This is a genomic window from Candidatus Darwinibacter acetoxidans, assembly GCF_041936445.1.
In the GTDB taxonomy this organism is placed as follows: Bacteria; Bacillota; Limnochordia; order Darwinibacteriales; family Darwinibacteriaceae; genus DTU010.
Window position 1 is genome coordinate 1 of the sequence record NZ_JBHGXH010000241.1, and the last position, 22,876, is coordinate 22,876.

Genomic DNA, 22,876 nt, shown 5'->3' on the forward strand with positions numbered 1-22,876 from the left:
TAACGAAGTACAGTGTTGGTATTGTGTCGCAGTTCTACGAACGGCGGTAGATTCTTCAGGAGCGGTGTACGCGGCCCGTACGCACCGTTCTGTGAGAGGAAAGCCGCTAGGCTGATCACCTAGCGGCTACCTACTCGATTAAGTTCAACGCTAGAACCGGAGTCCCGTGATGCCAAAACGCACCGTGGCCTGGGCCGAGCTGTCCAGCTCCACGCCCAACGAGAGGTCCGTGGGGTATAACCCAAAGAAGTGCAGCTCGCTGCCCACGCCCACCCGCAGGCTGGGCCTTACATCCAGCTCGGTTACGGGCGTTTCCACCGTCACCCCGCCTAAGAAGTACGGCCGCACCAGGGCAAAGCCCACGGGGAAGTGCTCTTCACCCCAGGGGTAGACCTGCACCTGGGGGGACAGGGCCACAAGGAGTGTGTCCTGGATGGGCTGGTCTTCCTCCGGCCGCAGGCCGCTGACCCGCAGGGAGAGGCCCGCCACCGCCCGGGAGTAATCCAGGAGCTTGCTGCTGGTTGCCGAAACCTGCCAGGCTTTGTCCCCCTGGGAGACATAGGTGGCCTCCAGCATCAGCTTTTCCCACTCCGGCCCCGTGACCGCAACCCCCAAAGTGGGGCGCTCCCGGTTGGGGCTTTGGCGCACGAAAAGGTCAACGGATCCCCACTGGGCCCGGCCCCAGTCCACAAAGACCTCGTGACCCCCGTTGTCGGGGTCAAAACCGTAGCGGTAGCCCAGGCCAAACCAGGCCAGGGGTCCGTGGGTGAATTTGAACCCGATCTTGGGGAAGTTGTAGTCGCTGTCAAACTGGAATTCAGGCTTAAAGGTGAAGCGCTTGGGCAGGCTGGCCACCCGGCGCTCGGCGCGCTGGACGATCTCTTGGAACTCGGTGGTGCTGTAGCCATCCTGCCTGTAGGGGCGGAACTGGAACGTGGGATCCTTGGCCAGGATCACCGTCTTGATCTGCTCCACGTACTGCAGCCCCGCGGCGTAGCCCTGCTCGATGAAATACGCGGCCTTCTGGAATTCCCAGGAGGAATCCAGCCCCACGTCGGGCACGATGAGCACGTCGGCCATGGCGGTGTTGATCTCTGTGTAGCCTTCCAGCATGGCGGTTAGGGACATGCGCAGATTGTTCATGATCCTGCGGTAATCGGGGTTCTCATAGTCCTTTTCCAAAGAGACCGCGATAATCACATCGGCGCCCATGTCCGCGGCCACGTTGGCCGGCACCTGGTTCTTCAAGCCGCCGTCCACGTAGTAGGCATCGCCGATCTGTACAGGGGGGAACACGCCGGGGATGGACATGCTCGCCTGGATGCCGACGCTGACCAGGCCTTCATCCAGGGCCAGCTCCCTGCCTGTGCCCAGGTTCACCACCACTGACTTAAAGGGTATGGGCAGCTGGTCGTAGGTTTTCCCATCCAGGAGCACATCCAAAAACTGCTGAATGCCCGTGCTGTCCACCACGCCCCCCGTGGGCGGGAGGGGGATATCCAGCAGTTTAGAGGTGTCCAGATGGGTGGCTAACTGTTCCATGTTTTCCACCGAATAACCGGCGGCGTAAAGGCCGGCCACGATGCTCCCCATACTGGTGCCCACGATCATATCGATGGGGATCCCGTTTTCTTCCAGGGCCTTGATCAATCCAATGTGGCTGAAGCCCCGGGCCGAGCCTCCCCCCAGCACCAGGGCCACCGTGGGTCTGGTTTGCTTCGCCGCGGCACCCGCGCCGGCCAGGCAGAGGATCAGGACCGCCGCCAAGAGGCTTACGGCTGTTTTTCTATGCATCAATGCTCTCAACTCCTAAGTAAACACCTTCGCAGTATATAACTTCGGCTGGCGAAGGGTTTTTGTATGCGTCGCCTAGTGAAAAGGGTATGGCTTTGGGGGGCGTTTGTCAAGCGCTGCCGCCCCCCGGCGAGGATAAAAAAAGAGGGGTAGGGCCATGCTACACGCGAGTTAACCTAGAGAAAGGAGATAGCATGGCGAAAAAACCAGGACCCAAACCCGACGACCGCAGTGACAATGTGGAAAAACTCCGGCAGCAGGTGGTGCAGACCATTGAAAACCTGGAGGAAGCCCACAAGACGCTGCAGATGAACCTTCCGGAAGAGCAGAAGGAGGCCATCAGGGCCAAAAACCGCCGCCGGGAGGAGGCCATTGCCGCTAAGCGGCGGGAGATCCGCGATGAATATGCCTTCCAGGAGAGGCAGAAGGAATAGGAAAAGGAGCCGTCCAGGCCGGGCGGCTTTTTTGTTGGCAGGAAATGGCCTTACGGGAGGGGAATTTTCTCACCTGGGAGGGGGCAGCAAGCCCCTCCGATTTCAGGCTGGAGAAAGGTGAGGTCCATTGAGCAGAGAGGATTTGCGTTTGCAGGCGGCTGCCATTTTTTCCGATGGCATGGTGCTCCAGCGGGAGGTACCCCTGCGCCTGTGGGGCACGGCCCCTCCCCAAGAGGAACTGGAAGCGCGCTTTCGGGGAGCGGTCTATAGATTCCAAAGCGATGCCGCGGGAACCTGGCGGCTGGAGCTGCCGCCCCAAGAGGCCGGCGGCCCCTTTGAGCTGGTGATTACGGGGGCAGGATCTGAGCTGGTGATCCGGGATATTCTCATCGGCGATGTGTGGCTCCTGGGGGGCCAGTCCAACATGGAGCTGCCCGTGGCCAGGACCCTGGATCTTTATGCCCAGGAGGTCAAGGGGGCGGACAATCCCTGGATCCGCCAGTATCGTGTGCCCATCTCCTTCAACTTCGCCGGTCCCCAGACCGATCTGTCCGGCGGCAGCTGGGAGGCGGTGAACCCCCAGACGGTGCTGGAGTTCAGCGCCTTGGGCTACTTCTTTGCCCAGGCCCATAACCAGCGCTACCGGGTACCGGTGGGCCTGGTGCTCACCGCGGTGGGCGGCAGCCGCATCGAAGCCTGGCTCAGCGAAGAGGTGATCCGGGAGCTGGGGGGCTATGAAGATGTGCTGGCTCGCTGCCAGGACCCCGAGTACGTCCGGGAGTTGACCGATGGCCAGCTGGCGGCCACAGCAACCTGGTTTGAGGGGATCAATGCCCGGGATGTGGGGCTGCAGGAGAGTGAAACCCCCTGGTACAGCCCGGATCTGGATGATGGGGATTGGGACGGCCTGACGGTCCCCCAGCTCTGGAAGGGGACTGAGCTGGAAGGCCTCTGCGGTTCAGTGTGGCTGCGCAAACAGTTCCAGCTGGACCAGGGCGCCGCGGGCCGCGGTGCCCTCCTGCGCCTGGGGGCCATAGCGGATGCCGATTTCACCTACCTCAACGGGGTGCAGGTGGGCAAAACGGGCTACCGCTACCCACCGCGCAACTATGAAGTGCCCCCCGGCGTGCTCAAGGCGGGGATCAACACCCTGGCGGTGCGGGTGATTGTGGGCTACGGCGGAGGAGGGTTTATTGAAGGCAAGAGCTATGCCTTGGAAATCGGCTCGGAGCGTATAGATCTCACCGGGGAGTGGAAGTACAAGGTGGGCTGCCGCACAGAGCCTCTGCAGCGTTTCACCAGCGTCCACCACCAGCCCAGCGGGATGTACAACGCCATGATCGCCCCCCTTAAGGGCTGTGCTTTCCGGGGTGTCCTCTGGTATCAGGGCGAGTCCAATACGGGCGCACCGGAGGAGTACGGGAGGCTGTTTGCCGCGCTGGTTGAGAACTGGCGCCGGGATCTGAGCGATCCCCAGCTGCCCTTCCTCTTTGTGCAGCTGCCCAACTACGACACCACTCTCGAAGGGGATCCCCAGCCCGGCCAGTGGGCCCTTCTCCGGGAACAGCAGCTGAAATCCTTAGAGCTGCCCCGCACCGCCATGGCGGTAACCGTCGATGTGGGGGAAGCCAACGATCTCCATCCCCAGAACAAAAAGGATATTGCCCTACGGCTGCACCTGGCGGCCCGCCGGATGGTTTTCGGGGAGCCCATCACCGCCCAGGGTCCCTTCTTTGCACGCCTGGAGCGGGAGAACGGTGCCCTGCGGGTCTATTTCACAGACACCGGGGGAGGCCTGGAGGCCAGGGGTGGGGAGCTGCGGTGGTTTGAAGTCTGCGGCCCAGATGGAGTATTCCACGCCGCCCAGGCTGAGGTCCAAGGGGAGACCGTGCTGGTGTGGAGTGCAGATGTGCCCGAGCCAGTGGGGGTGCGCTATGCCTGGCACGATAACCCGGAAGGGGCCAACCTCTATAGCGCAGAGGGCCTGCCTGCCTCCCCATTCCGGGCCCATCTGTAAAGGGAACGACAGCAAAACAAGAGGGGCTGCACCACAGCGGTGCAGCCCCTTATACTTCTAGGTTGCTAGTTGTCTCCGTACATCGCGTCGTATTTCGCAGCCCGCTCATCGATGATGGCCTGGCCGCCGGAGCGGAGGTAGTCCTGGAAGCCCCGATCCCAGACAGCGTCAAACTCTTCCGGTTTGGCCACGATGGCCTGGACCAGGAGGTTGTTCCGCTTCTCAGACAGGGCGGTTTCCATACCCTGCTCCGCCTCGATGTCGCCAACCTGGACGTTGATGCCGTAACGGGCTTCGTTGCTGGTGATCTCGTAGGCCCGCTCAATGTACTTGGCTTCTACGCCCGGATAGTTCAGGGCGATGGACCTGGCGGTGAGCACGGGATCGCCCAGATCAAGGCCGTTGATGGTGATGGTGTAGTCGATGTTGGACGGGGAGTTGATGATCTTCTCGCCCACCACAGGCAGCATCTCGATGGCACCATCTTCGTGGACGATGTGATGCACGCCCTCTTCACCGATCTGGAGGAACCTGCGCACTTCCAGGCTGGAGATGAAGTCCAGATACAGCAGGGAAGCCAGGGGTTCCTTGTTGGTGGCGGGGAAGAACACTTTCCTGTCGATAGGTGCGCTGAGATACTTACGGTAGATGCCCGCATCGTTGGGGAAGCACTCCACCGCGATGAAGGCCGCCTCTTCGCCTACCATGTTCCTCAGCTGGACATGGATGCCTTCCTGGCCATCACGGTAGGGGTAGTCCCAGTTGTGCATGAAGGCGCCCACATAACCGGCCTTAATCAAGTTATCTTCGGTGCGGTCGCCGGCTCCATACAGCGGGAAGTCCTTCCAGATCAGGCCTTCGTTGTACCACTGGTTGAGCTTGCGTACGCCTTCTTTGTAGTTGGGCCAGAGCAGATGGCGATCGTCAAAGCCGTAGACCCACATATCCCTGTCGGACATGTCGTTGGGCACAAAGGACATGATCAGATGGTCGTTCCTCCAGCCCACGTCGAAGCTGGTGGAGTAGGGGATCATCTTGTCCGCATCTTCGCCCAGGAGCAGTTCCGCGTTGTCCCGGAAAGCCCGGAGCATGTTTTCAAACTCTTCCAGGGTCCTGGGTTCCTCCAGGCCCAGCTTCTTCAGCCAGTCTTCCCGAACAAAGGTGTTGATCTTCTTGTTCTGGAAGAGCAGGGCTTCGATGGCCCAGACGGTACCGGTGTTGGGATCCCTGTTCCAGTAGATATTGGTTTCGCCCAACAGCCCAAACAGGTTCGGCAGGTATTCTCTATACTCTTCTAGGTAGGGGGCCAGATCCAGCACGCCGCCCATATTGGCATAGGCTAGGATGGTGGGATAGCTGTAGGTGACGCAGATATCAGGCGCATCTCCCGCAGCCAGAAGGTTGTTGATCACTTCAACCTCTGTCCAGCGGGGTACTGGCTTGAACTCCACTTCCACGTTGTACTTCTCCAGCATGCCCTTCTTGATAAAATCGGTCCAGAAGTTGTCCTCCGGTGGCGAACCTCCGGGGTTGCTCCGGTCATAGATCTCCACAGTGATCTTGCGGGTGGTGGTAAAACGCCCATCCACAAACCCCGGATCAGCCGCGAAGGCCAAGACCGAGCTGCCCAACACGAGAAGCGCCAGGAGCAGCACACCAAACAGTCGTTTCCGCATGGCAACTCATCCTTCCTTTCTTTTTTTATAAAGCACTGACGTGCATTATAACCCTTTAACCGTGTGCCCTAATCCTTGAGCGCTCCCAAGGTGGCTCCGCTGATGAAGTACCTTTGGAGCCAAGGATAGACGATGAGAATGGGCACGGTGGCAAACATGACCGTTGCCGCTTGGATGGTATCTGAAATGCCCGGAGCGCTGGCGAAGCCCTCCTGGGTCTGGATCTCGATGCTGGTCACCGCGTTGAGGATGTTGTAAAGCAGCAGCTGGATAGGATGGTATTTGCGCTCATTCATGTAGTACAAGGCATCGGAAAAACCGTTCCAGCGGCCCACGGCATAAAACAGGGAAAGGGTGGCCAGAACTGGTTTGGACAGGGGCAGGTAGATGGAAAACAGGATACGTATCGGGCCCGCCCCGTCAATTTCCGCCGACTCCCGCAGACTGTCGGGGATGGAGTAGAAGAACGTCCGCATGATGATCATGTAAAAGACCGACAGGCTGTTGGGGATGATCAAGACCAGGGGATGGTTCAAAAGGCCCAGGTCTTTGTAGAGCAGGTAGTGGGGAATGGTCCCCGCGCTGAAGTACATGGTAAAGAGAATCATGGTGTTGAAAAACCGCCGCCCTTTGAGATCCCGGTAGATGAGGGGATAGGCGCATAAAACGGTCATGGTCATGGACACACCCACGCAGATCACGGTCAAAATGGCGGTCCAAGCCAGGGACCAGGTGTATTTACTGTCCGTGAGCACCAGCCGGTACGCCTCCACGTTCCAGCCCTTGGGCCAGAGCAGCACCTGATTGCGGAGTATATATTCCGTGGAACTGAGGGACCGGGCCAGAATATTGAGCATGGGCAGCAAACAGATGATGATCAAGAGCAGGCAGACAAAGGCAATGGCGAGATCTGCTGCTTTAGAGCGTTTGGATTTGACCACGGCTCATCCTCGCTTTCTATCCTTTGTTTACACTACCAAATACCGCGCTCGCCGAACCTTTTGGCCAGGGCATTGGCTGCCACCAGGAAAATCACGCACACCACCGACTGGAACAGGCCCACGGCGGTTGTGAGGGAGAACTGCAGCCCCCGGATGCCGTAGCGGTAGACGAAGATGGAGAGGACGTTGGATACGCTGTTCACCAAGGGGTTGCTCAAGGCGTAGGGCCGGTCCAGTTCGCTGCTGAGGATATGCCCCAGGCTGAGAATGAGCATGGTGAAGATGGTGGGACGCAGGCCCGGCAGGGTGATGTACCAGATGTTCTGCCAGCGGTTCGCTCCGTCAATGGCCGCGGCTTCGTAAAGCTCCGGGTTAATGTTGGTCAGGGCGGCTAGGTAGATAATGGCGTTCCAGCCCATGTTGCGCCAGATCCCCAGGAAGACATAGGTAAACACCCAATGGGTGGGATCGTTGAGGAAGGGAATAGATTCAAAGCCCAAACGGTTCAAGAGGATGTTGATCATACCCGAGGTGGGCGCAAAAAGCTGCTTGGCCAGTCCGGCAATGATGATCCAGGAGAGAAAATGGGGCAGGTAGACCACGGACTGGGTAAATCGCTTAAAGCGGGGAAAAGTCAGCTCATTGAGGAGCAGCGCCAAAATGATCGGTGCTGGAAAGCCGATCACCAAGTCCAGGAAGTTCAAAAGCAGGGTGTTGCGCAGCGCATAGAGGAAATCGAGGTTGCGGAAAGCTTTCAGGAAATACTCAAACCCGTGATTGTTTGCCAGAGGCATCTCCCACGGGCTTTGAACGATGCTGTAGCGCTTAAAGGCGATCTGGATATAGGTCATGGGGATGTACCTAAAGACAATAAAATAAGCGATGGGAATGGAAAGCATCAGATAAAGGGACCAGTATTTGCGCAGGTAGTTGATGATGCGCCGGGGATTGATGTTGGCTACACGTTTCATCTCTTGCCCTCCGCCCCTTTTTATACTACCATGGTAGTATACTCGAATAATATCTTACATTTTGATAAAAGTCAACCCCATTTTTTACGGTGGTTTGGTGCATTTAACCCCGGGAAAACAAGAAACAGCGGGGTTTGCAGCGATCGGGAAGGGAGGCCGCAGGGTGGGAGAGACTGTACTGCTCAACGATGGCTGGCAGTTTGCCCGAGGTCCGCTGGATCAGCTTGATCCCGCCGGTTTGGAATTTGCCGATGTAGACCTGCCCCACGACTGGCTGATCTACGATGCCAAAAGCCTCTATGCAGATGGCATCGGCTGGTACAGGCGGTATTTAGATTATAACGGCCAGGGGCGCATCTTCCTCTATTTTGAAGGCGTTTATCTGGACTGCTCCCTCTTTGTCAACGGGACCTGGATCGGGGACTGGAAAAACGGCTACACTTCCTTTGAATATGAGATCACCCAGGCGCTGAGGCCTGGGTCCAATGAGATCTTGGTCCGGGTTGTGCACCAGGCCCCCAACAGCCGCTGGTATTCCGGGGCGGGGATTTACCGCAGCGTCTGGCTGAAGCTGCGGGACGCTGACTTCTTGGTTACAGACGGCATCTACGTTTCCAGCCGCCGCCTTAAGGGCACAGACACCTGGGCGGCAGCCGTGGACTGCGAAGTGGAGGCGGGGAGCGGCGCGCCGCTGGCGGTGGTCCACACCCTTTTCCAGGGTAAAACGCCCGCGGCCAGCTCCCGGGAGCTGCTGCCCCCAGGTGTGGGCAGGCTGCTGAGCAGCCAGGAACTGGTCCTCAGGGGGGTGGAGCTGTGGGACCCCGACAAGCCCCGCCTCTACCGGCTCCGCACCGAGCTCGTGGATGGGAAAACCGGTCAGGTTCTGGACCGCACCTGGCAGAATGTGGGCTTTAAGGAAGCGGTCTTAAGCCCCCAAGAGGGGTTGATCCTTAACGGCCGCAAGTTGGAGCTCAAGGGGGTGTGCGAGCACCACGATCTGGGCGCCTTGGGCGCAGCTTTCAACAAAGACGCCCTGCGCTACCGCTTGCAGCTTTTGAAAAAGATGGGCGTAAATGCCCTGCGCACCGCGCACAGCGTTCCGGCAAAGGCTTTGATGGAACTCGGGGATGAGCTGGGCTTTTTAGTGATCAGCGAGGCCTTCGATATGTGGGAGCTGCCCAAGACCAAGTTCGACTACGCCCGCTTTTTCCCCCAGTGGGTGGAGCGGGATGTGGCCAGCTGGGTACGGCGGGACCGCAACCACCCCAGCCTGCTCATGTGGAGCATTGGCAACGAGGTGCTGGACACCCATGTGGGTGAGCGGGGCCTGGAGCTGACCCGCCTCCTCATTGAGCAGGTGCGCCGCCACGATCCCCGGGGGAACGGCTTTGTAACCTTTGCCTCCAACTACCTGCAGTGGGAGAACACCCAGCGCTGCGCCGAGCTGCTGGATGCTGTGGGGTACAACTACGGCACCGGCCTGTACCGCGCCCATAGGGAAAAATACCCCCACTGGGTGATCTATGGCAGCGAGACCAGCGCCGTGGTGCAGAGCAGGGGCATCTACCACTTTCCCCTGGAGGTGCCCACCTTAGGCGAAGACGATGGCCAGTGCTCCGCCCTGGGCAACAGCCCCGTGAGCTGGGGTGCACCCAGTACCCAGGACTGCCTGGACGCCCAGCGGGAAGCTCCCTTTTCCCTGGGTCAGTTTATCTGGAGCGGCTTTGACTACCTGGGGGAACCCACGCCCTACCACAGCAAAAACTCCTTCTTCGGCCAGCTGGACACCGCGGCCTTTCCCAAGGACAGCTACTACATCTACCAGGCCGCCTGGACCGACTACAAGACCAACCCCATGGTGCATCTCTTCCCCCATTGGGATTTCAGCCCCGGCCAGCTCATCGACGTGCGGGTCTGCTCCAACGCTCCCCAGGTGGTCCTGGAGCTGAACGGCAGGGAAATCGGCCGCAGAAACATGCGGGAGCCCCAGCACTTATACGTTACCAGCTGGAAGGTTCCCTATGTGCCGGGGGAGCTGAAGGCTGTGGCCCTGGATGAAAAGGGCAGGGTATTGGCCTGCGCGGTGCGGCGCTCCTTTGGCGATCCGGCCAGGATCAAGATCAAGGCTGATCGGAGGGAAATCGAGGCCAACGGCACTGATTTGATCTTCGTGGAGATCTCCATGGAAGATGCCCAGGGCAATCCGGTGGAAAACGCCACCAACCGGGTGGAAGTGCAGGTGAGCGGCGCCGGGCGCCTGGTGGGGCTGGATAACGGAGACAGCACCGATTACGACTCGTTTAAGGGTATAAGCAGGCGGCTCTTTAGCGGGAAACTGCGGGCTATCATCGCCGCGCGCCTTGAGCCTGGGGAGATCAGGCTGGAGGTGTCTTCCCCGGGTCTACCCCGGGCCGCGGCGGTTTTTTACAGCCGCCCGGCGGCGGGCGGCCCGCCAAGGGGCGTTCCCGCCCGGGAAGAAAACCGTCCCCAGCCTATACACACGGGGCGGCTCTCGGAAATTCCCCTGCGCAAGATCGAGCTCACGGCCCAGGGAGAGCGGATCCTCACCCCCGAGTGCCGGGAAGTGACGGTGCGGGCCGGGCTTTACCCCGCGGGAGCCTCTTACCCCGATCTCAGCTGGCGGGTGGTGAACCCCGGGGGTACAGACTCGCACCTGGCGGAAATTGTGGAGGTGGGCGAGGGCGAGGTGCGCCTCAGGGCCCTGGGGGATGGGAAGTTTCGCCTGCGCTGCCTGAGCAAAAACGGCACCGACCAGGTGCGCCTCTTTGCCGAGCTGGAATTTACCGCCGAGGGCCTGGGCGTGCGCTTTAAAGATCCCTACAGATTCGTGGCGGGGAGTCTCTATGATGCGGTGGTGGGGGTGGTGGGACCGGGTAACGAGCGGGGGGTGGCCACCGCCCGCGGGGTGGAAACCCAGGTGGGCTTCGCCGGTTTGGACTTCGGGCCCGAGGGCTCCGATATGATCACCATCCCCATCTTTGCCCTCACCAGCTCCCCCCACCGGTTGCAGCTCTGGGAAGGCAGGCCCCGGGAAGAGGGCAGCGTGCTCCTTCTAGATACCTTTTATGCCAAACCCACCAGGTGGAATGTGTATCAGCCCGAGACCTATCAACTGGCCAAGCGCTTAAGGGGTGTGACGTCCCTTTGGTTTGTCACCTGGGACAAGCTGCACATCAAGGGCTTCTCCTTTGCCCGGCAGCGGCGGGCCTTCGCCCGGATTGCCGCCGGGGAGTGCGACCAGGTCTATGGCGATGAGTTCACCATTAGGGGGGATAGGATCGAAGGTATCGGCAACAACACCACCTTGGACTTTGGGCCGCTGGATTTTGGGGAGGAGGGAGCCGGAGGACTGATCCTCTGTGGGCGCACGCCCCTAGAGCAGGCTGCGGTGGTGCTCAGCCTGTCCTTCCCCCACGGGGAAGAGCGCCAGCAGGTGGTCTTCAGGCGCGGGGAGGACTACACGGAACAGGTTTTCCCGCTCCAGACCATCAGGGGCAGGGCCCACCTCCGGCTGGTCTTTCTGCCGGGAGCCCGCTTCGATCTGGCTTACCTGCGCTTCTTGCCCGCTGGAACGGATTTGGTAAATATGGAATAAACACCGTTGACTTTTAGGAAAGTGTTAGATATTATTAAAGTATACTACCATGGTAGTATTGACCGGGAGGCGATTACGATACAGGACTTAACAGCTAGGCGGGTCCCTGGAAGCCGAGCATCTGCCCGGGAGTTCGTTTACAGTACGCTGCGCCAAAGTATTCTGCACCTGGATCTCAAGCCGGGTACGAAAATGTCCGAGCAGGAGATTTCTGAACAGTTTAAGGTGAGCCGCACACCGGTGCGGGAAGTTTTCGTTCACCTCAACCAGGATGGCCTGGTGGAGATCTATCCGCAGCGGGGTACCTATGTTTCCTTGATTAACCTCAGGGCCCTAGAGGAGGGGCGCTGGGTGCGTGAGATTGTGGAAAAGGCAGTGATTGAGGAAGCGGCCGGACGGCTGACGGAGGAAGATCTGCACAAGCTGGAGTCAAATCTGGCGGCCCAAGAGGTGTGCTACCGGAACAAGAATTACCTGGAGATGCTGGGTTTGGACGACGAGTTCCATGGAACTATTTTCCGGGCCTGTGGTAAAGAGCGCACCTACGAAATGGTGAAGCAGTTGAACATAGACCTCTACCGCCTCAGGGTGCTGCGCCTCTCCCACGATTTCCGCTGGGATCAGATCTTGAACCAGCATCGGCAGATCCTCCAGGCTCTGCGGGAGGGCAAGGGAGAAGAGGCCAAGAGGATCATGGGCGAGCATCTGCGCATGGTCATTGTGGAAAAGGATCAACTGCTGGCTGATTACCCGGAATATTTTGTGGACCTGTAAAGAGGCGTGGTGAGTGAAAGGATGGTCTAGGTGAAAATTGTAGATATCCGGCCGACCACAATTACTGTACCCCTGGAGGCTCCCCTCAGGCACAGCAATGGGGAGCATTGGGGGCGCTTTGTGCGCACGATCATCGAAGTGGAAACGGATGAAGGCATTATCGGCCTCGGTGAAATGGGAGGCGGCGGTGAAAGCGCGGAGCTCCAGTTTCTGGGCCTCAAGCCCTACCTGGTGGGGCATGATCCCTTTGCCCTGGAAGAGCTCCGCTTCAAGATCTGCAATCCAACAGCCAGCCTCTACAACAACCGCACCCAGCTCATGGCGGCCATTGAGTTTGCCTGCCTGGACATTATCGGGCAGAAGCTGGGCCTGCCCATCTACAAACTCTTAGGAGGTAAGCTGAGGGATGAGATTCCCCTGGCCAGCTACCTCTTTTTCCGCTACCCCAGCGACGACGGGCTCCACGGGGAAGTGCGCACCGTGGAACAGCTGGTGGAGCACACCAGGCAGCTGAAGGAAACCTATGGCTTTCGCACCCACAAGCTGAAGGCCGGCGTGTTCAGCCCCTGCTATGAGCTGGAAGCTTACCGAGCCCTGGCCGAAGAGTTTCCGGAGGATTCCTTCCGGATCGATCCCAACGCCTGCTGGAGCGTGGAAGACAGCATCTGGTTTGGCCGGCAGATCGAACACATCCGCAATGACTATCTGGAAGACCCCACCTGGGGCCTGAACGGCATGCGGCGGGTGCGGGAAAAGGTGCGCATTCCCCTGGCCACCAACACCGTGGTGGTGGATTTTGAACAGCTGGCCCAGAACATCCTCCATCCCGCGGCGGATGTGATCCTCCTGGACACCACGTTCTGGGGGGGGATCCGGGCCTGCGTGAAAGCCGCGCATGTCTGTGAAACCTTCCAGCTGGGTGTGGGTGTGCACTCCTCCGGGGAGCTGGGCATTCAACTGGCCACCATGCTGCATCTAGGGGCTGTACTGCCCAACCTGTCCTTTGACATCGACGCCCACTACCATCACCTGCGGGATGACATTATCGAGGGGGGTAAATTTGTGATCCAAGCTGGCCGGGTTAAGGTTCCGGAGGGGCCTGGCCTGGGCGTTACACTCGATCGCGACAAACTGCAGCAGTATGCTGAGCTCTATAAAGAACTTGGAAGTTACCCATACGACCGGGATTCCCGGCGACCGGGCTGGTATCCACTGCTGCCCAATGATCGCTGGGCGGATCATACAAGAACCGAGTGAAGGGGGGATCGCCGCCAAGGGTACTTAGCGTGGGACAACGGGGAGTATACAGATGATAAATAAAGGAGGACGTGAGTCAATGAGAAGGATTGGATTGTTTGCCGTCGTGCTGCTTGTGGCAGTGATGCTGTCCAGTGCAGTTTTGGCTTACGAGTCGGATCGCATGGACTTCGGGCCCATTGACTTCCAAGGCGCCACCGTAACGGTTGTCGCGCACTTCGACAACCTCTCCGCTTTCTATGAGGGTGGAGCCCGGGCTGGCCGTTTGGAAGAGGCCAAGAAACTGTTTAACATCGGCGAGATCCAGCTGATCACCGCCGGTTGGGACGAAGTGGGCGAACTGGCCCTGAACCGCTACCTCTCGGGAGACTCGCAGTATGATCTGTGGCGCCTGCCGCACCGGGATTTCTTCACCCTGGCGACCCGCGGCGCATTCTATCCAGTGGATGAGATTCTACCTCCAGAGTACTTCGAGAAGCTTTCACCCATCACCCGGGAGAAAAACGAGCGCCTGGCCTACGACGGGCATGTATTCCACTTCTCGGTGGGCACACCCGACGACTACGGGCATGCTCCCTTCGCGGTTGTGAACCTGGACATGTTCGAGCGGGAAGGCCTGCCTGATCCCTACGAGCTCTATGAAAATATGGAATGGAACTGGAAGATGGTGGAGGAGATCGGCCGTCAGGTCACCAGGGACACCGATGGCGATGGTGTCGTGGATCAGTGGGGTCTGGCTTTCATCGATCCCATGTTCATGATCTTCTCCAACGGCGGAGCCGTCACCAGGCTGGGCGATGACGGCAGGGTCTACTACGCCCTGGATGAACCCCAGGCCATCAACGCCCTGCGCAAACTGGGCGAGTGGGAGAACGTATTGGGCATCTCCTACGGCGACTGGCAGATGCGGGAGTTTATAACCGGCCGCGCAGCCATCGGCATCATGCCCATGTGGCAGATTGACCCCAGCGAGTACGAGTTTAGGCACGGGGTCCTGCCCCTGCCCATGGGGGACGATGTGGATGACTATGTCTTCTCGCCCGGTGTTGCCGACGCCATCTTCATCCCCAGGAATGCCGCTTACCCGCTGGGCATGATTGCCCTGGATAACTTCCTCTTCCCGCTGGAGGATTACTACGAGACCATGGAAGACTATATCCGCGCTCGCGCCTTTGACCGCACGACCTATGAAGTCCTCCATCGCGGCGTGTCAGAGGTGGACGGCGATGCCGCTTACTACCACAACTTCCTCGGCGCTTGGTGGGAGGGTGAAACCCCCTACGGCGGTGTGATCATGGGAATCAAGGGCGGCGGTGTAGCTGCCACCATCGTCAACGAGTTCAAGCCTCAAGGTCAAGCAATGATCGACGAGTACCTCAAGCAGTAAACGCCGAAAGGTTTTGGTCTGTGAGCCCGCGGGCTCACAGACCTTCTAAACCACAGGGGAGGTGGCGACGATGTGGCGCAGGATTGTGACAGCGGCGTTGATTCTTTTGGCAGCTGCCTGCGTAATGTACGCCCAGGGCAGGTCGATTACCAACTTCACCGTCCCGTACACCAGCTACCTGTATGATTTCTGGGAGAAGGCGGTACCCAGTCCCCAAGCTTACCTGCCCTCCCGGATTGTCCTGGGTGAAGATCTGCAGGTGGGACCCCTCAACAATCCCAACGATCTTTTTGTTTCCCCCAAGGGTGAAATCTACATAGTGGATACGGGCAACAACCGCATTGTGGTGGCCGACCGGGATTTTCAGCTGCTCCGCGTGATCTCCACTTTTGGAGATGGGGACAGCTTTAAATCTCCCATGGGCATTTTTGTCACTGCCGAGGACCACATCTACGTCGCGGACACCGGCGGCGGCCGCATCGTGCACCTGAATCCCGATGGAAGCCTCAACCGGATCGTGCCCGCTCCCCAAACCGACATCGAAGGCGTTCTGCCGGCCAACTTCAACTACCGGCCCCTCAAGGTGGGCGTGGATCAGTACGGCAGGATCTTCGTGATTGCTCAGGACTTATACGAAGGGTTTATCAGCTTCAGCGCGGACGGCCAGTTCAGGGGTTTCCTAGGCGCGCCCAGGGTCACGCCTAGCCTTGCCGATTATCTGTGGAGCCGCTTCGCCACGAAGGAACAGCGCCAGAGGATCAGGGCCTTCCTGCCCACCGAGTACACCAATTTTGATCTGGACTCCGAGGGGTTCATCTACGCCACCAGCCACGCGGAGGACAAGGAAGAGGACGAAGGCGGAATTGCCATCAAAATCCGCAGGATCAACGCCAAGGGTGAGGATCTCCTCAGGCGCCAGGGTTTTTCCATCCCCATGGGGGATGTGGAGTTCCCCAACCGCTGGTCCACGGCGACCCGCCGCACCTCCTCGATGCTGGTGGACATTACTGTCCAGCCCTACGGGGTGTACAGCGTGCTGGACGGCAACCGGGGGAGGGTCTTCACCTACGATAACAACGGCAACCTCCTCTACGAGTTCGGCTATTGGGGTACGGACCAGGGACAGCTGGCCAGTCCCGTGGCCATCGACTGTTTGGATAAGACCATGCTGGTTTTGGACAGCCAGCGGCGGGGTATTGTGGTCTTTGAGCCCACCGATTACGCCCTGTTGATCTGGGCCGCCCTGGATGCCTACGAGCGGGGCGACTACTATCTCGCGGAGAGAATCTGGGGCCAGCTTTTGGTGCTCAACTCCAATTTCGATGTGGCCTACACCGGCATCGGCCGGGCGTTGCTCAGGCGGGGCGAGTACGCCGAGGCCATGAAGAACTTCAAGCTGGGCAACAACCGCGCCGAGTATTCCGAGGCCTTTGAGCTCTATCGAAAAGACCTGGTCTACGCCCATTTCCCCAAGGCCTTTGCCCTTTTTGTCGTGGTGCTGGCCGCCTTTTTCACAGCCCGCAGGCTGAGGAAGGCCAGGCGCACCGCGCCTGCGGTGCAGGAGGTGGCCGCGACCAATCCCCGGCGGCGGGGCTGGGTCCTGAGGACCCTGGACAGTTTGCGTTTCGGCCTTTACGTTGTGGTCCACCCCTTCGACGGTTTTGAACGGCTGAAAAAGGAGCGCCGGGGTACGCCCTTTGCTGCCACCATTATCCTGGCTTTGGTTGTGCTCACCTTTGTTTTTGCCAGGCAGTACACGGGCTTTATCTTCAACCGGGTGGACCTGAGCAAGATCAACCTCCTGGTGGAAATTGGCAGTGTGGTTCTGCCCTTCTTGCTCTGGACCTTTGTGAACTGGGGTCTGACCACCCTGATGGAAGGGAAGGGTACGTTGAAGGATGTGTATGTGGCCAGCGCCTTTGCCCTCATCCCTGTGATCCTTACGGTGGTGCCCTTAACTATTGTCAGCAACTTCCTCATTCAAGAAGAAGGGGCCTTTTACTACATGCTCATGGGCTTCGGGTTGGGCTGGGCCGTGCTCCTGCTCATCCTCGGGGCCACCATGGTCACCCACGAGTATGATTTCCGCAAGACCATTTTCACCTGCATCTCCACGCTGCTGGGCATGGCCTTTGCCCTGTTTTTGGGACTGCTCTTTATTGCCCTCACCGAGCAGGTCATCCTCTTCGTCCGGCAGCTGCTCACTGAAGCGATTCACCGCACTTAGCTGGAAGCAGAGGGGGGCTGAAAGCGTATGCGCTCTAGACTATTCACCCAGTTTGTGATGCTCATAGTGCTGCTGGCTGCCTTGTCCGGCGTCGCTTGTGCCGCTGAGCTGACCGGTTTTGCCCAGGCTGCGGAAAATGAGTTCTTGGAGCTCTACTACAAGGCCGAGACCGCGGAGATCGCCGTGCTGCACAAGCCCAGCGGGGCGGTGTGGTTTTCCAATCCTCCCGGCAGAGACAAGGAGGAAACGGTGGCCAGGGGTGCGGCCAAGGCCCGCCTGAGCTCCCAGCTGGTTCTCACCTACTACGCCTTTAACCAGCAGCAGCAGATGGACAGCTTCAACGATGCTGTGGCCCACGGGCAGTATGAGATCACGCCCCTGCCCAACGGGCTGCGGGTGAAGTTTCTCTTTGGGAAGACCTGGCAGGACAGGGATTACCTGCCCACCATCATTTCCGAAGAACGGTTCAACGAGCTGATTTTGGCCAACATCCCCCGGGAAAAGGACCGCGAGTTTCTCCGGGACATGTACGGCCTGTTCAGCCTGGAAGAGGGCTATGACAGCGGTGAGGACTTGAGCATCATGGGCGTGGATTTTGACCACCTGCTGCAGGGCTGGGGAATCAAGGTGGAAGAACCCCGCTTTAGGACCGCTGACAAGCGGCGTCTCTTCCAGGAGTACCTGGTTTTGATCAGGGACAATATGAAGTACGACTCCCTGGGCGAGGTAAAGCCCGAGGAGATCTTGGCCCTGCGGGACACCCCAACACTTCTGCTGAAGTGGAATGTGATGCAGTGGGATATTGAAGATGCTGTGCAGCTGGTTAAGGCCGCGGGCTACACGCCGGAAGATGTGGTCTACGACCATGAGTACTACAATGTGGCTCCGCCCTATCCAGACCTGCGCCAGTTCGAGGTTGTGGTGGAGTACCTCTTAGATGGGGAGGATCTTGTGGTCCGCATCCCCACCGAGGAGATCACCTTCCCCGAGAAGGTGTGGGATCCGAAGAACGAAGAGGAAGTCTCTTACCCCTTGAACTCCCTCAGCGTGCTGCCTTATTTTGGCGCGGGCAGCGTGGACGATGAGGGCTACATGTTCATCCCCGACGGTTCCGGCGCCCTGATCTATTTCAACCGGTCAGCTCCCCTGGCGGAGCCCTACAGCCGCCGGGTGTACGGTCAGGATCATGCCGCCGTTCCCCTCCGGGAGTATTCCTCCATGCTCAAGGAGCAGATTTACCTCCCGGTCTTCGGCGTGGTCAAGGGCGGGCAGGCCTTTTTAGCCATCATTGAAGAGGGGGATGCCTCGTCCCGGATCGAGGCCATGCTCCCCGGCATGCGTGATTCTTACAACAAGGTCTGGGCATCCTTTGAAGTCCGGGCTGCGGCCAGGGTGAACATGCAGGCCGAGGGAGAGCTCATCCATCTGCGGCAGCTGTCCCTCCTCATGTACCAGGCCAGGCTCAACCAGAATGATATCGCGCTCCGCTATGTGTTCCTCCCCGAAGAAGAGAGCACTTACGCGGGGATGGCCCGGGCTTACCGGCAGTACCTTGTGGAAAAGTACGGCTTGACCGAGCTTTCCCCCGGAACCGATCTGCCGCTGATTGTAGATCTGATCGGCTCCTTTGACCTGACAAGACCCGTCCTGGGCATTCCCAGCAACGTGGTGGAAGCCCTGACCACTTACGAGCAGGCCCGTTCCCTGGTGGATGACCTTTTGGCCGAGGGAGTGGGCAGCCTGAAGGTCCGCTATTTGGGCTGGCTGCGCGGGGGGATCCGCCATGTCTACCCCCGGGGAGCTCCCCTGGAGCGGGCGGTGGGCAGCCGCGGCAGCCTGGAGCAGCTGAACCGGTACCTGGAGGACCTGGGGGTGGGTTTGTATCCCAGCGTGGACTTCCTGCAGGTGCACCGCAACGGCCTGGCCGATCTGTACCTGGAGTTTCTCCACGCCCCCAGGGGGTTGGACCGCAGCGCAGCCTATGTGAACACGTTCCATATCGCCACTTACCAGCCCATTGACGGCCGTCAAACCGCGCTCTTGTCTCCAGCGCGCCTGGCGGAGGTGATCGACTCTTTCCTCCGGGGTTACAACCGCTACGGCATCTCCGGCTTGGCCCTGGGGGATTTGGGCCTGCTGCTCTATGCCGATTACCGCCTCAATCCCAACCGGCTGGTGGACCGGGTGATGGCGGCGGAGATCATCGCCCAGGAGGTGGAGCGCCTGGCCCAGGAGAAACGGCTGATGATCGCCGGCGGCAACGCTTACGTCCTGCCCTATGCGGAGGTCTTGGTGGAGGCGCCCCTCTTTGCCCGCGGCACAGCAATTGTGCATCAGACCGTACCCTTCTATCCCTTGGTGGTGAGCGGGTTGGTTGAATACGCGGGGCAGCCTTTCAACCTCTCTGATCACCGGGGCGAGTTTTACCTGCTGAAACTGTTGGAGACGGGGGCCGTGCCCTACTTCGCCCTGTCCTGGGATCCTTCGTTTGAAACGAAGAATACAGATTTTGACTACCTGTTTTCCACGTACTATCCCGAGATCAAACGGGATGTGCTGGCCGTCTATAATCAGGTTCGGGCTGTTTTGGGCGGAAGCTGGCCTGCAGTCATGGTGGACCACAAGGTGCTGGCGCCCAACGTCTGTGAGACCACCTACGCGAGCGGGCTCCGTGTGGTGGTGAACTACACCTCGCAGCCCTACCAACTGTCGGAGGATCTGGTGGTCCCCGCGGTGGGCTACGTGGTCCTGCAAGGGGGGAATTGAGATGAAGAGGAAAAGGCGGTCCATGAGCTTTGCAAGCAGGCAGAAGCTGGCGGGGTTTTTGTTCACCGTCCCCTTTCTGGTGGGCTTCATCCTCCTGTTTGCCGTCCCCTTCTACCAAGCAGTGATGCTCAGTTTCAGCGAGCTGGTGCTGACGCCGCAGACCTTCGAGCTGCGCTGGAAGGGCTGGGAGAACTACGGCTATGCCCTGCAGGTGCACCCGGAGTTTTCCCGGACATTCACGGAGGTCATGGTCAAGCTGGCCACGGAGCTGCCCATGATCATCATGTTCAGCTTCTTTGCAGCCACCATCCTCAACAGCGACTTCAAGGGGCGCACCATTGTCCGCACCCTGTTCTTCCTCCCGGTGATCTTAAGCGCCGGCGTGGTGCTGAAGATGGAGGTAAACGACTATGCCCAGATCATGGTCCAGCACCTGCAGGAAGGGGCCCCGTTTTTTGGTGGTGCAGCGGTGAGGAGCTTCTTCGACGCGGCGCGCTTTCCCGCGGGCATGGTGGATTACGTAATCGATGCCATCAAGGCGCTGCCCACGGTGATCCGGGCCTCCGGTGTGCAGATCCTCATTTTCCTCGCGGGCCTGCAGTCTATCCCCAGGGAAGTATACGAAGCGGCTAGCGTGGAGGGGGCCACTGGCTGGGAGCGCTTTTGGCTGATCACCTTCCCCATGATGACCCCCTTGATCTTGGTGAACGTCATCTACACCATCATCGACTCGTTTACAGCCATGAACAACGACCTGGTGGTGCTCATCCGGGAAACCATGCTGCGGGGCGCTGGCTATGGGGTGAGCATGGCCATGGCCATGATCTACTTCGTGGCCATCGGCCTGATCCTGCTCGCGGTATTTGGGCTGCTCTCGCGGCGGATCTTCTACCACGTTTAGCCTGGAGGTGTGAACATGAGCTTAGCAGCCAAGGAAAGATGGAGAAAGCGTATTGTGGCCCTTTTGCGCACGGTGCTGCTCATCGGTATCGCCTATGTGATCCTGCTTCCCCTGATCTACCGGTTCTCCACCGCGCTCATGAGCATTGAGGATCTCTACGATCAGTCCGTGCGCTGGCTTCCCAGAAAGCCCACCCTGCGCAACTTCAGGCTTATGTGGGAGCATATGGAATACCCCGCTGCCTTTGCCCGCTCGCTGTTTTTGGCGGCCTTAACCAGCGGGCTGCAGCTGGTTACCTGTTCCATGGTGGGCTACGGCCTGGCCCGCTTTAACTTCCCCGGAAACAAGCTCGTTTTCGGCCTGGCCATCTTTACCCTGATGATCCCGCCGCAGCTGATCATGACGCCCACCTATCTGAACTTCCGCTTCTTTGACCTGCTGGGCCTGCTCAGGGGCCGTTCCCTCAACCTGATCGGCACCTACTGGCCGTTTATCCTCATGGGCCTTACCGGCACGGGCTTCCGCTGCGGCCTGTACATTTTCATCATGCGGCAGTTCTTCAGGGGTATGCCCAAGGAGCTGGAGGAAGCTGCTTATATCGACGGGGCGGGCCCCCTGGCCACCTTCTGGCGGGTGATGATCCCCGGGGCCGTGCCGGGGCTGGTCACCACCTTCCTCTTCTCCTTTGTCTGGCAGTGGAACGACTACCTGTATGTGACCACCTTCATGGCCGGCCGCAATTTCTTGCCCCAGGCCCTGGAGGGCGCCGCCACGAAAGTGCACAAGGCCATTGACGAAGCCAGCGCACTGGCGGCCAGCAGCGGCTTTTTGGATGATCATTTCTACTCGCTGATCAACAACGCAGGGATGCTCTTGGTCATTCTACCCCTATTGATCCTCTACATCTTCCTGCAGCGCTACTTCGTGGAAAGCGTGGAGCGCACAGGTATTGTGGGGTAACAAACTGGAGGTGGTGTTGGTGCTTGCCAGGAAAGCTGCTCATCTGAGTTTGGTGGTGCTGCTGCTTTTATCATTCTACATCCCCGCGCGGGGAGAAGCTGGAGGTGTTCCCATGCTGAAAGATATTTACGCCGGAGATTTTCTCATCGGGTTCGCCGCCCGGTCCGATTACTGGCTGGATGAACCCCTGCTGGACCATTTCAACGCAGTGACCGCGGAAAACATGATGAAATGGGAGGCGCTGCAGCCCAGGCCCGGTGAGTTCCGCTTCACCCAGGCCGACAACCTGGTGCGTTACGCCCAGGAGCACGGGATGGCAGTGATCGGCCATACCCTGATCTGGCACAACCAGACTCCGGATTGGGTGTTCAAGGATGAAAACGGGCGGGAAGTGAGCCGCGAGGTGCTCCTGGCCCGCATGGAGGAGCACATCAAGACGGTGGTGGGCCACTTCAAGGGCCGGGTCAAAGGCTGGGATGTGGTCAATGAAGCGGTTGAGTACAACCCGGCCACCGGTAAGTGGGAGCTGAGGGATACCCCCTGGCGCCGCATCATCGGCGATGATTACATCGAGTACGCGTTCCGCTTTGCCCAGGAGGCGGATCCAGAAGCGGAACTTTACTACAACGACTACAACGCCGCGGATGTCCCCAAGCGGGATGCCATTTACGCTTTGGTTAAGGGCCTTCTGGAGAAGGGTCTGCGGGTGGACGGCATCGGTATGCAGGGCCACTGGGATCTGCAGCATCCCAGCGTCGAAGCCATTCGGGAGGCCATTGAACTCTATTCGTCCCTGGGGGTGAAAGTCCACATCACCGAGCTGGATATCAGCGTGTACACCTGGGATGACAGGGCTAACCGCTACCCCACAGGCCTGCCCGAAAGCGTTCAGGAGCAGCAGGCCGCCAGGTACGGGGATATCTTCCGCCTCTTTAAGGAGTACGCGGATGTGATCGAGCGGGTAACCTGGTGGGGAGTGAAGGACAGCCACAGCTGGAAGAACAACTTCCCCGTGCCGCGCCGCCCCGATTATCCCCTGCTCTTTGACGGCCAGGGCAACCCGAAACCAAGTTTCTGGGCAGTTGTAGATCCTTACAGCCCGTGGAGGGAGAACCGGGAGAAGTACAGCACTGCACAGGATCGCTAAGGAGGAAG

At 59.3% G+C, this 22,876-nt stretch carries 15 protein-coding genes; 11 read left to right on the plus strand and 4 right to left on the minus strand.

All coding sequences use genetic code 11. The features are described 5' to 3' along the window. Positions 1-150 precede the first annotated feature (150 nt). On the minus strand, positions 151-1,794 hold the full coding sequence (locus ACE4YL_RS09075) for a patatin-like phospholipase family protein (RefSeq protein WP_461357774.1): 1,644 nt from the start codon (positions 1,792-1,794) through the stop codon (positions 151-153). Positions 1,795-1,988: 194 nt separating this feature from the next. Here ACE4YL_RS09075 and tlp point away from each other — a divergent pair, with 194 nt between their 5' ends. Together tlp and ACE4YL_RS09085 are read left to right on the plus strand one after the other, a co-directional pair. Next, complete coding sequence (gene tlp, locus ACE4YL_RS09080) at positions 1,989-2,228, plus strand: small acid-soluble spore protein Tlp (RefSeq protein ID WP_461357775.1); 240 nt, start codon at positions 1,989-1,991, stop codon at positions 2,226-2,228. 127 nt (positions 2,229-2,355) lie between these two features. Continuing rightward, positions 2,356-4,245, plus strand: a complete 1,890-nt coding sequence (locus tag ACE4YL_RS09085; RefSeq protein ID WP_461357776.1) for a sialate O-acetylesterase — start codon at positions 2,356-2,358, stop codon at positions 4,243-4,245. A 65-nt stretch (positions 4,246-4,310) separates the two neighbouring features. Here the strand turns inward: ACE4YL_RS09085 and ACE4YL_RS09090 are convergent, their stop codons facing one another. From ACE4YL_RS09090 to ACE4YL_RS09100, 3 genes are all read right to left on the minus strand, one after another. Beyond that, positions 4,311-5,921: an extracellular solute-binding protein gene (locus ACE4YL_RS09090; RefSeq protein WP_461360172.1), complete on the minus strand. Its 1,611-nt coding sequence runs from the start codon at positions 5,919-5,921 to the stop codon at positions 4,311-4,313. A 68-nt stretch (positions 5,922-5,989) separates the two neighbouring features. Next, positions 5,990-6,862, minus strand: a complete 873-nt coding sequence (locus ACE4YL_RS09095; RefSeq protein ID WP_461357778.1) for a carbohydrate ABC transporter permease — start codon at positions 6,860-6,862, stop codon at positions 5,990-5,992. A gap of 32 nt (positions 6,863-6,894) precedes the next feature. Then, positions 6,895-7,833, minus strand: a complete 939-nt coding sequence (locus ACE4YL_RS09100) for an ABC transporter permease (RefSeq protein ID WP_461357779.1) — start codon at positions 7,831-7,833, stop codon at positions 6,895-6,897. 163 nt (positions 7,834-7,996) lie between these two features. On the opposite strand from ACE4YL_RS09100, the gene ACE4YL_RS09105 reads away from it, so the two are divergent. The 9 genes from ACE4YL_RS09105 to ACE4YL_RS09145 all read left to right on the plus strand — a co-directional run bounded on the left by ACE4YL_RS09105 (position 7,997) and on the right by ACE4YL_RS09145 (position 22,868). After that, positions 7,997-11,449 carry a glycoside hydrolase family 2 TIM barrel-domain containing protein gene (locus ACE4YL_RS09105; RefSeq protein ID WP_461357780.1) on the plus strand — a complete coding sequence of 1,151 codons (3,453 nt, stop codon included), beginning with the start codon at positions 7,997-7,999 and terminating at the stop codon, positions 11,447-11,449. A 6-nt stretch (positions 11,450-11,455) separates the two neighbouring features. After that, the gene (locus tag ACE4YL_RS09110; protein ID WP_461360173.1) at positions 11,456-12,223 is read left to right on the plus strand and encodes a GntR family transcriptional regulator; all 768 of its coding nucleotides are present in this window, start codon (positions 11,456-11,458) and stop codon (positions 12,221-12,223) included. Positions 12,224-12,253: 30 nt separating this feature from the next. After that, positions 12,254-13,480 (plus strand): enolase C-terminal domain-like protein, encoded by a 1,227-nt coding sequence (locus tag ACE4YL_RS09115; protein WP_461357782.1) that lies wholly within the window; start codon positions 12,254-12,256, stop codon positions 13,478-13,480. A gap of 79 nt (positions 13,481-13,559) precedes the next feature. Beyond that, positions 13,560-14,867 carry an ABC transporter substrate-binding protein gene (locus tag ACE4YL_RS09120; RefSeq protein ID WP_461357783.1) on the plus strand — a complete coding sequence of 436 codons (1,308 nt, stop codon included), beginning with the start codon at positions 13,560-13,562 and terminating at the stop codon, positions 14,865-14,867. A gap of 70 nt (positions 14,868-14,937) precedes the next feature. Continuing rightward, positions 14,938-17,094 carry a YIP1 family protein gene (locus ACE4YL_RS09125; RefSeq protein ID WP_461365092.1) on the plus strand — a complete coding sequence of 719 codons (2,157 nt, stop codon included), beginning with the start codon at positions 14,938-14,940 and terminating at the stop codon, positions 17,092-17,094. Positions 17,095-17,121: 27 nt separating this feature from the next. Then, a complete protein-coding gene (locus ACE4YL_RS09130; protein WP_461357825.1) occupies positions 17,122-19,860 on the plus strand; it encodes a DUF5696 domain-containing protein in 2,739 nt (912 codons plus the stop codon). A 1-nt stretch (position 19,861) separates the two neighbouring features. Further along, entirely contained in the window at positions 19,862-20,761 is a 900-nt protein-coding gene (locus ACE4YL_RS09135; RefSeq protein WP_461357826.1) for a carbohydrate ABC transporter permease, read from the plus strand. Between the two features lie 15 nt (positions 20,762-20,776). Beyond that, on the plus strand, positions 20,777-21,721 hold the full coding sequence (locus ACE4YL_RS09140) for a carbohydrate ABC transporter permease (RefSeq protein WP_461357827.1): 945 nt from the start codon (positions 20,777-20,779) through the stop codon (positions 21,719-21,721). A 19-nt stretch (positions 21,722-21,740) separates the two neighbouring features. Then, positions 21,741-22,868: an endo-1,4-beta-xylanase gene (locus tag ACE4YL_RS09145; protein ID WP_461369560.1), complete on the plus strand. Its 1,128-nt coding sequence runs from the start codon at positions 21,741-21,743 to the stop codon at positions 22,866-22,868. Positions 22,869-22,876 lie beyond the last annotated feature (8 nt).

Bases quoted from the DNA above. Each gene is read 5' to 3' on its own strand.
- ACE4YL_RS09140 (WP_461357827.1), top strand. From the start codon at position 20,777: ATGAGCTTAGCAGCCAAGGAAAGATGGAGAAAGCGTATTGTGGCCCTT.
- ACE4YL_RS09075 (WP_461357774.1), bottom strand. From the start codon at position 1,794: ATGCATAGAAAAACAGCCGTAAGCCTCTTGGCGGCGGTCCTGATCCTC.
- ACE4YL_RS09125 (WP_461365092.1), top strand. From the start codon at position 14,938: ATGTGGCGCAGGATTGTGACAGCGGCGTTGATTCTTTTGGCAGCTGCC.
- tlp (WP_461357775.1), top strand. From the start codon at position 1,989: ATGGCGAAAAAACCAGGACCCAAACCCGACGACCGCAGTGACAATGTG.
- ACE4YL_RS09120 (WP_461357783.1), top strand. From the start codon at position 13,560: ATGAGAAGGATTGGATTGTTTGCCGTCGTGCTGCTTGTGGCAGTGATG.
- ACE4YL_RS09135 (WP_461357826.1), top strand. From the start codon at position 19,862: ATGAAGAGGAAAAGGCGGTCCATGAGCTTTGCAAGCAGGCAGAAGCTG.
- ACE4YL_RS09100 (WP_461357779.1), bottom strand. From the start codon at position 7,833: ATGAAACGTGTAGCCAACATCAATCCCCGGCGCATCATCAACTACCTG.
- ACE4YL_RS09130 (WP_461357825.1), top strand. From the start codon at position 17,122: ATGCGCTCTAGACTATTCACCCAGTTTGTGATGCTCATAGTGCTGCTG.
- ACE4YL_RS09090 (WP_461360172.1), bottom strand. From the start codon at position 5,921: ATGCGGAAACGACTGTTTGGTGTGCTGCTCCTGGCGCTTCTCGTGTTG.